Origin of the sequence: Nocardia jejuensis NBRC 103114, assembly GCF_001613145.1 — a bacterium.
GTDB lineage: Bacteria > Actinomycetota > Actinomycetes > Mycobacteriales > Mycobacteriaceae > Nocardia > Nocardia jejuensis.
Genome location: NZ_BDBU01000012.1, coordinates 195,663 through 207,706, shown reverse-complemented (window position 1 = coordinate 207,706; position 12,044 = coordinate 195,663). Strand labels below are relative to the sequence as shown.

Here is a 12,044-nt window from a genome sequence, read left to right as displayed (position 1 = left end):
CGAGGCCGGGAGTGGCGACCGTGTTCACCCGCACCTCCTAGGAGCTCGGCCCCATGACCGAAGGTCCGCCAGTGCGCGGCCACCTGCCCTCATCGCTCGACGCTACAAACATTCACCCCTCGGCGCACCGGTGGGAAACGGACGAGGTCATCTGAGCGGCTCGAGCACGCGCTCGACCAGTGCGGTGTCACAGTGCTCGATGATCTCCACGATCTGCCCGTCCCGAATCCGGAAGACGAAGCAGTAGGTCTGGTGGTACGGTTCGCCGCTCACCGTGGTGGCATAGCCGCGAGCCTGCACGACCACCCGATCACCGTCGGCCACGACGAAGTCCGCCTCGTTGCGATAACCGTCGGCGAACTGAGCCATCAGCGGGCGCAAGAGTCCGTCCAGTACCGCTGAGCGTGGTTCCCACACTCCGGACCAGGACCACGAACCGGGAAACACCCAGCGGCAGTCCTCCGCCATGGCCGTGCCGAGTGCGCGCGAATTGCCTTGTGCCAGTTGCTGAAAGATGCCCTCGATCAGTTCTCTGTTCTCGTTCACCGCACCGACGCTACGGCCGATCGACCCACGCGACCAGCGACGACCTCGCACAGGTGGTATCAGTGCTGTGCATGGGTGAGTTCACGGTGACGGGTTTGCGGGTCGTGCGGGAGGCGGCGCGCGCCGGGTCCTTCTCGCGTGCGGCGGAGCGGCTGGGATACACGCAGTCGGCGGTGTCGCGCCAGGTGACGTTGATGGAGCAGGTGGCGGGCCGACCGTTGTTCGAACGGCTGGCGCGCGGGGTGCGGCCGACCGCGGCGGGGAATGTGGTGCTGCGGCATGCGGAGTCGGTGCTGGAGAGCGTGGACGCCGCGCGGAGCGAGCTGCGCGAATTGACCGGCGGCACCCCGGCCAGGGTCCGATTGGGGGCCTTCTCGACGGCGAACGCGGTGCTGGTGCCGCGAGCGATCGCGGCCGCCGGTCACGAGGTGAGGTTGCGTGAGGGGGCCAGTGCCGGGCTGTTGGGGGCGCTGGGACGAGGCCGACTGGATCTGGCGGTGATCAGCGGCCGCACCGTGGTGCCGGACAATGTGAACACCGAAGTCCTGCTGGAGGATCGGCTCTTCCTAGCGGTTCCGCGCGGTCATGCACTGGCGAGCGCGGGCGCGGTCGGCCCGGAGCGACTGCGGCGCGAGCGGTGGATCACCGGAAGTGAGGACCCGGCCACCTCATTGGTGTTCGGAGCGTGGACCGCACCGCCGAAACCCGCCTTCGTCGCCCGCGACTGGGTGGCCAAACTGGGGCTGGTCGCGGCGGGACTCGGGATCACGGTGGTTCCCGGCCTGCTCACCCCCGCGCTCTCCCGGGCGGTGGCGGTGGTCCGGATCGATCATCCGGCCGCGGTCCGCCCGACCCTGCTCGCCACTCGCGCCGGGGCGTCGGCGCACGCGGTGGCCGACGCACTCCGGGACGCTGCGGCTCAGCTGGCCGATGAGATCGAGACTCGTTGCAGCGCTGAGCCATAGCCTCAGCCACACCCTCGCCGGGGCAATGGTCCCTCCGGCATACGCCCGTCTCCGGAGGGCCTGTGTCATGCCCCCAATACACGCTCGTGCCGGGGGAGAGGTGTTGGCTGCCTGGTTGCAGAAATAGTGAATTGCATACCTAGTGGAATCCTTCGGCAATCGCCGTCGATTCGACGCGGGTCGTGTGTAGCGTCACCGAACGCCGAAGCAGTCGGCGATGTGAGAGAGGAAAACCCATGGCGGACATGGAAGTTGCGCTCAAGGACATGATGAATCTGGATGGCGCGCTGGGGGCGGCGATCGTCGATTACGGCAGCGGGATGCCGCTCGGGATGCTGGGCGGGTCGAAGAGCCTGAACCTGGAAATCGCCGCGGCCGGCAACACCGAGGTGATTCGGGCGAAGTTGCGCACGATCGAGCAACTCGGGCTCAGCGAAGAGATCGAAGACGTGCTGATCACTCTCAGTAGCCAGTACCATCTCATTCGTCCGACGCGTGGTCGCAGGGCCGGAGGGTTGTTTCTGTATCTCGCGCTCGACAAGAGCCGCGGCAACCTCGCCCTGGCTCGGCACCGGCTGAAAGACATCGAGAACGAGCTCGAACTCTGACCTCACCTGTCGGAAGGGGTGGCCCGCAATGCCATCGATGCAGCGGCCGCTCTATCAGATGAAGGCGGAGTTCTTCAAAACCCTCGGCCACCCCGTGCGTATTCGCGTCCTCGAATTGCTCAGCGCCCGTCCCCATCTGGTTTCCGAGCTGCTCGAGGAGATCGACGTGGAGGCGGCGAACCTGTCTCAGCAACTCTCGGTGCTGCGCCGCGCGGGATTGGTCCGGGCCAACCGCACGGGGCTGTCCGTCACCTATGAGCTCACCTCCCCGCAGGTGGTGGAACTGCTGGCGGCGGCCCGGGCCATTCTCACCGGAGTGGTCGCCGGTCAGGTCGAAGCACTTGGCTGACAAGGGTTCTTCCTCGTCGGCTCGGCCCTCGCGCGCGGAACTGGTCGCGGCGCAGGACAAGACCATTCCCGATGTGATCGGGCCCGGCCTGCGGGTGCTGTTCTGCGGAATCAATCCGGGTCTGTGGTCCGGGGCCACCGGGCGTCATTTCGCTCGTCCGGGAAATCGGTTCTGGCCGGTGTTGCATCGGTCCGGCTTCACCCCGCGCCTATTGCGGTCCGACGACCAGCGAGAACTGCTGGAGCTGGGCTTGGGGATCACGAACGTGGCCGCACGGACGACCGCCAAGGCCGAGGAGCTGACCCCCGACGAACTGCGCGCCGGCGGACGCGCGCTCGTCGAGCGGGTCGAGCGATACCAACCGCGCGTGCTGGCCGTACTCGGTATCGGCGCCTACCGCACCGCCTTCGGTCGTCCGCGCACCACGGTCGGCCCTCAGCCCGAGCGAATCGGTGACACCGCGCTGTGGGTCCTGCCCAACCCCAGCGGGCTCAATGCCCACTACACGCTCGACGCGCTCGCCTCCGAATTCCGCGCGCTGCGTGACGCGGTCGAAACCGGCTGAGCACGCTCCGGCGAGAGTGCGGGCCGCCCCCACCGCGAGCGGTCGAGGCGGCGCGGCAGTATCCACAACGTCCTTGAATCCGAGAACGCATTGCCATCGCGGAGCCTTCACCTGCGCATATGCCCTGTTCCGGACAATGCGGCAGGATCTCGGACATCCGAGGAATTCTGCTCCGGGCCCGCTCTACACTTTCTCCGCGAGATCGCGTCACCCCAGTTCGGCATCCATGTACCGGCCAGGAATCGGAGCGGATGATGACCGTAGTGGAACAACCGGTGCAGGACAATGTGTTTCGGCCCGCGGGCACCCTGGTTCGCAGCGATGATCTGCCTGCGTCGTTCTGGCCCGCGCACACCGCGGCGGGGTACCGCGTGTGGTACCAGGGAGTCGGCTACGACGGGTCCGGTCGCATCGTGTCGGGGTCGGTGTTCGTGCCGGTGGGTGATCCGCCCGACACCGGCTGGCCCGTGGTCGGTTACGCGCACGGGACGACCGGCCTGTCGGACCGCACCGCTCCCTCGGTGGCCGGGCTGTCGCGTCCGGAGAGCCGCCACGTGGCCACGTGGCTGAACGCCGGATATCTGGTGACCGTCACCGATTACGAGGGCTTGGCCTCGCCCGGCCCGCATCCCTATTTCAACGGTGAAGCCGCCGCCGACGACATCGTCGATATCGTGCGCGCGGCCCGGCACCTCGGGCATCGGGTCGGTTCGCGCTGGGTCGCGGTCGGTTTCTCCCAGGGCGGCCACGCCGCGCTGTTCACCGGGTTGATGGCCACGAAATACGCTCCGGAACTTGACTTTCGGGGAACGGTGGCATTGGCCCCGCCGGTCGAGGTGCCGATGATCATCGGCATGCAGACCGCTCACGACAGCGCCGCGGTGACGCTGTTCCTGCCGTACCTGCTCGCTGGGCTGCGCACCACCCGTGGCCTGGCCACCCACGAGTTCATGACCGGACTGGGGCAGCGACTGGTCGAGTTGGCCGAGCACGCACCCGTCCGCGACATCCACTACGCGGTGGCCGTGCTGACCAATCAGGACATCGGCACCACCGGCCTGGACCGGCGACCCGGCGTCGATGACATGCTCAGCGCCTGCCGCGTCCCTTCGGCGCGATTCGACCGGCCCGTCCTACTGGCTGTCGGCACCGCCGACACCGTGCTGCCGCTCGCGGCGGTGGAACGCTTCGCCACCGAGATCCGCAGGGCGGGAACCGATCTGCACCTGACGATCTGCCAGGGCGTGGACCACTCCGGCATGCTGTCCGCTGCGCCGCAGGCACTCGACTGGGTCGCCGAACGGATGGCCGCGGCGGTGCCGGTCGAGGCGCCGGAACCGGCGAGCGCCGGTGGATTCGGACTGCTCGACATCACCGGCGACGGCTACCTGACCGCCGACGACTACGAGGCCTTCGGGCTGCGGCTGGTGCAGGCCTACGGTGAAGCGCCGGGCTCGGCGAAGGCGGCAGCCGTCCGGGCGGGATACCGCGCCCTCTGGCGCTCGATGTCGCTTCGAGCCGATGCGAACGGAGACGGCCGGATCACCGCGTCCGAGTTCCGATCCTGGCTCGAAAGCCACAGGGACAATGCGGAATTCGATCGATCCATCGCACCGCTCGCGCGATCGGTGATCGATCTGGCCGACGCCGACGGCAACGGGGAACTGAGCCGAGAAGAACTGATCCGCCTGCTGCGCGGCTGCGAACACTCCCTCAACGAGGCCACCATCGTGTTCGACCGGCTCGACACCGACAACTCCGGAGCCGTCACCACCTCGGAACTCATCACCGCCATCCGCGGGTTCTGCCTGGATCCGACCCCGGACAAACCCGGGGCCTGGGTGTTCGGCCGGTTCCGGTGAACCGCATCGCGCCGGAGTCCGGTCCGGGTCGGCGGACGGGGGCGGCCGCCTACTCAGGCACGTGCGTGACATCCGGTCGCGCCGCGAGCCACTCATGTTCGAGTACACCGAGTTCCGTGCGCGGAGGCTCGCCGTAGAACCATTCCCGGCCGACGCGGTGCCAGTTCCCGCTTGCGCGGAGCCGGCCCAGCAGCGCGAGCGTCCCCCACTCGACCCGGCGGGCGAGCGCGTGCTCGGCCGGGGCGTGTTCCTCGCGCCAGTACTCGAAGTAGCCGCGGCGCGGATCGAGGAAGGCCAGCAGGGCGTTCGCGCCGGCGTCCTCGCTGACGCGGATCTCGGCGTCGGTGAGCAGCCAGCCGGACACCTCGTGCAGCATTCGCAGGCACTCGGACGCGCCGAAGGGTGAATCCTGTTTCAGCACACCGTAATCGACCATCAGTGCGCGCAGGTCCTCGCCACGGTATTCCGCTCCCGCACGGGCGCAGTCGAGTTCGAAGGTCACCGCGGTCTCGTCCATCTGTTTGACCAGGCCGAAGTCCAGGAACACGAGCTTCCCGTCGGGTGCGAGCAGGATATTGCCAGGGTGGGGATCGCCGGTGAAACGCCGTTCGCGCACCATCGAGCCCATGTAGAAGCGCACCAGGATCTCCCCGGCCCGGTCGCGCTCGACCGCGGGCAGTGCGGCGATCTCCGAGAAGGACACGCCCTCGGCGAGTTCAGTGACCAGCACCCGCGCCGTGCACATCGGAGTCTCGATTTCGGGAACGCGAATGAACGGGTGGTCCCGGAAGATATCGGCGATGGCCCGGTGGTGCTCGGCTTCGATGCGGTAGTCGGTCTCCTCGGCCAGATGAGAGGTCAACTCGCGCAGCAGGGCATGATCGGAGATCGCGGGTGCGACGCCGCGCAGCATCCGGATCACCAGGCCGAGGTTCTTGAGATCCGCGCGGATGGCGACATCGATACCGGGGTACTGGACCTTGACCGCGACCGCGCGGCCGTCCGTGAGCCGGGCGCGGTACACCTGCCCGATCGAGGCGGACCCGATCGGCTGCTCGTCGAATTCGGCGAAGACCTCGCCGAGCGGGCGCGCGAAATCGGTCTCGATGACCGTGCGCATCTGCGCGAACGGGATGTGCGTGCTCTGGTCGAAGAGGGTGGCCAGGGTCTGCTGGAAACGCTCGCGCTGGCGGGTGGGTATGGCGTCGCTGCCGAACGCGCTCAGCAGGTCGAACATCGACAGCAGTTGCCCGGCCTTCATGGCCAGGCCCTTCATGGTGCCGAGCACGTTGACGATGTCCTCGGCCGCGTTCAGCAGAGCCCTCTCGGTGCGGGCATGGCGCTGCTCTTCGGTGTCGCGGACCATCGCGAGCGTCACTCCGGTTCCGCGAACGACCTGTCCGGCAACGAGTTTGCCCAGTTGGGCGCCGCGCTGCGCGCGGGAAGTCGGGATCTTCTTCGACATCGGACCAGCCTCCTCGACAGCTGTCCGAGATTAACAGACGCAAGCGTCCGCTAATTATGCGTTTCGGACCCGCGCAATCCCCGCGTGAGCACAGCGGTCGCCGTCTCGACGTAGCGCCGCCGATCCTCGTGTCCCCGGCCCTGCAACGTTCTCATCACCGGCGGGATGGTCAGGGCCAGCAGCATCCACCCCGCGTCCTCGGTGTTCACGTCATCGCGCAGCACACCCGCGTCGGCGGCGCGAGAGAGGAATCGGCCGACGGTCGCGGACAGGATGCCGCCCAGGCCCAGGATGCGGGTGTTGAGTTCGTCGTCGATTCCGGGCAGCTCGAACAGCAGCGCCTGCATCAGCGAGGGCTCCGATTCGGCGATGTGACACATGCGCTCGACCGCGTCGGTCCAGACCTCGACCAGCTCGTCGAGGGTGATTTCCCGTTCGAAGGACGAGGGATCGAACGCATCGCCTGCGATCTGGGTGATCAGCCGGTCGAGTCCGAAGTCCACGACGTCGTCCAGGACCGCGCGCTTGCTGTCGAAGTACCGGTAGAACGTGCCGTATCCCACGCCCAGCTCGGCGGTGATGTCCGCGGCCGTGGCGGCGGCGTAGCCCTTGGTGGTGAACACCCGGTAGGCGGCCTCGATCAGTTCGCGCCGGCGTCGCTCGGTGTGCTGTTCGTTGCGGGGCCTGCCGGGTCCACGCTTGGCTGGTTCGGTCATCGAGCACATCGTATGCGCCCGGCGCCCCAGCCAGCTCGAACGCGCCCTGTCGAATCGACTCTCGCGCGGCCGATGAGGCGCCGCACGAGCCGAAACAGCACGGCCGCAACCGAATCCGTCGCGCGAGTCGAACAGCAGGCGCCCGAGGCGCTCGTCATCGGGTGGGTCGATCAGCGCCGTCCACCGCGTGGACCCGCGGATCGTGCGCGGCGCGCGCACAGACCCCGAGCATGCCCGCCCCGCAGGACCCGAGTGGGTGTCATGAGTGCACGTGTTCGAGAACGGTCGGATAGATGTCCGGGTTCTGGCTGTCGCCGTCGAGCGTGCGCCGAACGAAGGCGCCGATCTCGGCGATCGCGGTGCGGGCTTCGGGCAGCAGGTCGGCGCCGGCCTGGAACACGTGGATGGCGTTGTCCCAGATCTGCACGGTGAGAGGCACATTCGCCGCCAGGTGGCGATCGGCGAGCAGCTCGGTGTCCGCCAGCAGCACCTCGGTGTTTCCGACCTGGATCAGGGCCGGGGGCATACCGGTGAAGTCCTGGTTCACCGGCGACCATCGCGGATCGAGTCCGCCGTCGCGGGCGAAGCCGAGGGCCGGTGGCACGGACAGGCCGTGTGCGGTGAGCACGGCGTCGCTCTCGTTGTTGGGATGCGCACTGCGCGTGGCGGAGTCGAAGTCGGCGTAGGGCGCGATGGCGGCGATCGCGGCCGGAGTCCCGAGGCCCCGATCGCGAACGGTCAGTGCGGCCGCGAAAGCGAGTCCGCCACCGGCGGAGTCACCGGCGAACACGATCCGTTGCGGGGCGAACCCCCGTGCCAGCAGATGCTCGTACGCCGCTACCGCGTCGTCGATGCTGTCGAGCAGGTGGCCCTTGGGCAGCTGGGTGTAGTCCACATTCAGCAGTGCGACCCCACTCGCGCGGGCGATGCGCGCGGCGAGACGCCGATGGCTGTTGAGCCCGCCTGCGACGAAAGCCCCGCCGTGGAAGTACAGAATCGCGCCGTGGCCGACCGCATCGGGGCCCGGATCCTCCCGGTGCCACAGCCACTCGGCACGGAAGCGATCGAACGTGACCGATCGGCGCAGCGTTCCGCGCGGTGGAATCAGTGGCGCGGCAAGGAGATCGGCGAAGTTCGCCACCCTGAACGCGCGGGCTCCGCGCAGCGGGCCATCGCTGTCGGCCACTCCGAAATACCACTCCACGAACGGGCGGATCGTCGCCTTCGCGACCGAATGCGCGACCCGCATCCGCACGCTCGCCCGGTTGACCAATTCGATCCGGACGGTGTTGTCCGCGGTCGTCTCCGCCCCGGTCATCGTGCGTCTCCCACTGCCGGGCAGGTCACTCTCGCCGCTGCCGTTTCATCGCGCGTCGTCATAAGTCCTCCAGCGAAGCATGTCGATTTTCAGATACCCCGAGGCTTAGGATTGCAGCAATATTCGCATAACGCTACTATCTGAAGAAAACAGCCTCGACGAAGCGACAAGGGAGTCGACGATGGCCGATCCGTACAGAGCCAGCACTCGTGCCGGGGGGTTCGTGTGAGCGTGACAGTGGTGACCGGCGCGGGAAGTGGAATCGGGCGGGCGACCGCACGGCGGTTCGCCCGCCGCGGGTCCACGGTGATCGTGTCCGATATCAACGACACGACCGGCAACGAGACCGTCGAGATGATCCGCGCGGCGGGTGGCAATGCCGTGTTCCGCCGTCTGGACGTGGCGGACCCGGAGGACTGGGAGCATTTCGCGGCCTGGGTGTGCGGTGAGTTCGGCGTCCCGGACGTGCTGGTGAACAATGCGGGCATCCTGATCGGCGGCGGCTTCCTGGAGCAGTCCGGCGACGACTGGCGGCGGATGATCCAGGTCAACATGATGAGCCCGATCTTCGGCTCGCGAATCTTCGTGCAGCGCATGGCCGATGCCGGAAAACGCGGGCACATCGTCAATGTGGCCTCGGCGGGGGCGTTCCTGCCCACCGGTGTCGCGCCCTCGTATGTGACCGCGAAGGCCGGCGTCTGGTTCGCCTCGCAGGCGCTGCGCGCCGAATTCGGCGGGCAGAAGATCGGGGTGAGCGTCATCTGCCCGGGAGTCATCCGAACCAACTTGGCGGCCAACGGAACCCGAGGCGGTTTCGACGACTCGGGCAGCAGTGCGTGGGCGGACAGCCTGGCGGCAGAACAGCGCTGGATGCTCCGGTCCCCGGAACGCGTCGCGGCGGCCATCGAACGCGCCGTGCGATGGAACCTTTCGACCGTTCCCGTCGGCACCGAGGCGTGGCTGCTGTGGTACACCAGCAGGCTCTCGCCCGCCACCGTGCGCGGGCTCAGTGGGGTCGTGCGAATGCCCTTGGTGGACAAGGCGATCGAGATCACCGGCAAGGCTCTGGGAGGCGCACGATGAAAACCGTCATCATCACCGGCGCGGGTGCGGGCATCGGCCGCGAGACCGCGAAACTCTTCGCGGGCAAGGACCATCGTGTCGTCGTCGCCGACATCGACGAAGTGGCAGCGGCGGGCACCGTCGAGCAGATCAAAGCTGCCGGGGGAGAGGCGATCTCGTATCGCCTCGATGTGCGCGGCGAACGCGAGTGGGAAGAATTCGCGCGCTGGGTCGGCACCGAGTTCGGCAGCGCGGACGTGCTGATCAACAATGCCGGAATCATGGATCTGGGCGGATTCGTCGAGACCACGGTGGCGCAGTGGCAGCGGGTGGTCGATATCGACCTGATGAGCGTGATCTACGGCTCCCGGGTGTTCGCTCGCCAGATGATCGACGCCGGGGTCCGCGGGCATATCGTGAACATCTCCTCGGGCGCGGCCTTCATGCCCTCGGGTCTCGAGCCCGCGTACGGCGTCGCCAAAGCCGCGGTGCTGATGGCCACGCAGTCCCTGCGCGTGGAGTTGCGGGGCCACGGCATCGGTGTCACCGCGATCTGCCCCGGGGCCATCCGGACCAACCTGCTCGCGCACGGGGAGCGCAACGGACTGAGCGAGCAGGAGCGCGAGTCGTGGCGCGCGCAGATCGACGCGGTGCAGTCGACCTTCGCGCTCGCCGGGCCGGACAAGGTGGCCCGGGTGATCGAACGCTCGGTGCGCCACAACTGGGCGGTCGTGCCCGTCAATCCGGAGGCCTGGTTCATCTACGGGCTGATCAGGCTCTCGCCGACGCTGGCCCGCGTCGTTCCCTCGGTGTTGTCGTTCGAACGGGCCGATCAACTACTCGCCATCGGCAAACCGCTGCTCGATCGGCTCTCGAAAGGCAAGGTCAGCGCATGAGCGTTCACATCGACCACGAGGTGATCATCGTCGGAGCCGGTTTCGGCGGTATCGGCGCCGCCGTCCAGTTGCGCAAGGCCGGCATCGAAGACTTCCTGATCATCGACAAGAACGCCGGCATCGGCGGCACCTGGTGGGCCAACACCTATCCCGGTGTGGCCGTGGACATTCCGTCGATCTACTACAGCTTCTCCTATGAACCGCCCAAGAAGTGGACGCGCATGTTCGCGCCCGGTGCGGAGGTGCAGCAGTACGCCGAACAGGTGGTCGATTCGTTCGACCTGCGCTCGCGCATCCGCCTGAACACCGCGATCGTCGCGACGAACTGGGATGAGCAGCACAATGTCTGGCGCGCGGAACTGGCCGATGGCGAAACCCTGGTGGCGCGGTACGCGATCGGCGCGATCGGTGCGCTCGAGGTGCCCTCGCTGCCCGATATCCCCGGCTTCGACAGCTACGGCGGAAAGGTCGTGCACACCTCGCGCTGGGATCACGACTTCGACTACGCGGGCAAGCGGATCGCGGTCATCGGCACCGGAGCCACCGCGCTGCAACTGATCCCGGAAATGGCCGACGTCGCCCAGCAGTTGACGGTCTTTCAGCGCACACCGATCTGGGTCGCGCCCAAGCCGGACTTCCCGATTCCGCCCGCGGTTCGCTCGGTGCTGCTGAACGTGTCGCCGCTGCGGCGCGCGGTCCGTGCCGCGGTCACCGTCGGCATCGACTTCGGCCTCACCGGGATCGGGGTGTTCCACGACCGAATTCCCTTCCTGGCACAGGCGCTCGAGCGCGGCGGCGCGGCCGGGTACCGGGCGTGGCTGCGCGGGGAACCCGAACTCGCCGAACAGCTGACCCCGCATTACGCGCCGGGTTGCAAGCGTCCCTCGGTGTCCAACCGCTACCTGAAGACCTTCACTCAGCCGCATGTGCGGTTGGTGACCTCGCCGATCGCGAAGATCACCGAGAACGGCGTGATGACCGAGGACGGCACCGAGCACGAGATCGACGTGCTGGTGTGCGCCACCGGGTTCAAGGTCATGGGCAAGGGCACGACCCCGCCGTTCCCGACCCGCGGCGTGGGCGGCACGGATCTCAACGGGTTCTGGGACGAGCACAAATTCCAGGCGTACCAAGGTGTTTCGGTTCCGGGCTTCCCGAACTTCTTCATGATCACCGGTCCTTACGGGTTCGCCGCGGGCAGTTACCTCGCGATGATCGAATGCACGAGCCGCCACGCCGCCCGGGCGATCGCCGAGTCTCGTCGTCGCGGTGCGACCCGGATCGAGATCAAGCAGGACGCGCACGACGCGTACTACGACAAGTATCGGCAGCGCGCGGAGAAGACGCTGTGGCTGTCGGAGGCGTGTGAGGGCTCCAATACCTACTACGTGAACTACCAGGGTGACGCGGCGGCGATCCGCCCCAGCACGCACCTGGAAATGTGGTGGGGCAACAAGCATTTCCCGCTCGATCACTATCGGTACGCGCGCAGCATGGTGTCGGGTGAGGCGGGGGACCGCTCGCTCGCTTCTGTGTGAGGGCTCGCTGGTGAGCGGCACAGCATGACCGTGATCGCCGACTCCATGGGGTCGGCGATCCCGTCTGTGGAGCCGTCGGCACCCGGCCGGTACGAGTCCGGTCGGCTCGAGTTCGTTCGACACCGACTCGAGTCAGCTCCCGGGAGGGCTCACG

The 12,044-nt window shown here is 67.6% G+C and carries 12 protein-coding genes; 8 read left to right on the top strand and 4 right to left on the bottom strand.

The window, feature by feature from the left end:
* Positions 1 to 147: 147 nt before the first annotated feature.
* Positions 148 to 546 carry a nuclear transport factor 2 family protein gene (locus NJ1_RS09845; RefSeq protein WP_067690668.1) on the bottom strand — a complete coding sequence of 133 codons (399 nt, stop codon included), beginning with the start codon at positions 544 to 546 and terminating at the stop codon, positions 148 to 150.
* A 71-nt stretch (positions 547 to 617) separates the two neighbouring features.
* Between NJ1_RS09845 and NJ1_RS09840 the strand changes: the two genes are divergently transcribed.
* From NJ1_RS09840 to NJ1_RS09820, 5 genes are all read left to right on the top strand, one after another.
* Positions 618 to 1,511: a LysR family transcriptional regulator gene (locus NJ1_RS09840; RefSeq protein WP_067690665.1), complete on the top strand. Its 894-nt coding sequence runs from the start codon at positions 618 to 620 to the stop codon at positions 1,509 to 1,511.
* Positions 1,512 to 1,747: 236 nt separating this feature from the next.
* Positions 1,748 to 2,119 (top strand): hypothetical protein, encoded by a 372-nt coding sequence (locus tag NJ1_RS09835; protein WP_067690662.1) that lies wholly within the window; start codon positions 1,748 to 1,750, stop codon positions 2,117 to 2,119.
* A 28-nt stretch (positions 2,120 to 2,147) separates the two neighbouring features.
* The gene (locus NJ1_RS09830) at positions 2,148 to 2,468 is read left to right on the top strand and encodes an ArsR/SmtB family transcription factor (protein WP_067690659.1); all 321 of its coding nucleotides are present in this window, start codon (positions 2,148 to 2,150) and stop codon (positions 2,466 to 2,468) included.
* Positions 2,461 to 3,033 (top strand): G/U mismatch-specific DNA glycosylase, encoded by a 573-nt coding sequence (mug, locus tag NJ1_RS09825; RefSeq protein WP_067690655.1) that lies wholly within the window; start codon positions 2,461 to 2,463, stop codon positions 3,031 to 3,033. The genes NJ1_RS09830 and mug overlap by 8 nt, the downstream gene beginning before the upstream one ends.
* A gap of 254 nt (positions 3,034 to 3,287) precedes the next feature.
* Positions 3,288 to 4,895, top strand: coding sequence for a lipase family protein (locus tag NJ1_RS09820; protein WP_169813118.1), 1,608 nt, complete (start codon positions 3,288 to 3,290; stop codon positions 4,893 to 4,895).
* Positions 4,896 to 4,944: 49 nt separating this feature from the next.
* Here NJ1_RS09820 and NJ1_RS09815 read toward each other — a convergent pair whose 3' ends face one another.
* The 3 genes from NJ1_RS09815 to NJ1_RS09805 all read right to left on the bottom strand — a co-directional run bounded on the left by NJ1_RS09815 (position 4,945) and on the right by NJ1_RS09805 (position 8,394).
* Positions 4,945 to 6,360: an ABC1 kinase family protein gene (locus NJ1_RS09815; RefSeq protein ID WP_067690649.1), complete on the bottom strand. Its 1,416-nt coding sequence runs from the start codon at positions 6,358 to 6,360 to the stop codon at positions 4,945 to 4,947.
* Between the two features lie 50 nt (positions 6,361 to 6,410).
* Positions 6,411 to 7,076, bottom strand: a complete 666-nt coding sequence (locus NJ1_RS09810; RefSeq protein WP_067690646.1) for a TetR/AcrR family transcriptional regulator — start codon at positions 7,074 to 7,076, stop codon at positions 6,411 to 6,413.
* 259 nt (positions 7,077 to 7,335) lie between these two features.
* Positions 7,336 to 8,394, bottom strand: a complete 1,059-nt coding sequence (locus tag NJ1_RS09805) for an alpha/beta hydrolase (RefSeq protein WP_067690643.1) — start codon at positions 8,392 to 8,394, stop codon at positions 7,336 to 7,338.
* A gap of 225 nt (positions 8,395 to 8,619) precedes the next feature.
* Between NJ1_RS09805 and NJ1_RS09800 the strand changes: the two genes are divergently transcribed.
* From NJ1_RS09800 to NJ1_RS09790, 3 genes are read left to right on the top strand one after another with little or no spacing between them, the layout of a single operon-like run.
* Entirely contained in the window at positions 8,620 to 9,477 is an 858-nt protein-coding gene (locus NJ1_RS09800) for an SDR family NAD(P)-dependent oxidoreductase (RefSeq protein ID WP_067690640.1), read from the top strand.
* Entirely contained in the window at positions 9,474 to 10,352 is an 879-nt protein-coding gene (locus NJ1_RS09795; protein WP_067690636.1) for an SDR family NAD(P)-dependent oxidoreductase, read from the top strand. Before NJ1_RS09800 ends, NJ1_RS09795 begins: the two co-directional genes overlap by 4 nt.
* On the top strand, positions 10,349 to 11,890 hold the full coding sequence (locus tag NJ1_RS09790) for a flavin-containing monooxygenase (RefSeq protein ID WP_067690632.1): 1,542 nt from the start codon (positions 10,349 to 10,351) through the stop codon (positions 11,888 to 11,890). The genes NJ1_RS09795 and NJ1_RS09790 overlap by 4 nt, the downstream gene beginning before the upstream one ends.
* Positions 11,891 to 12,044 lie beyond the last annotated feature (154 nt).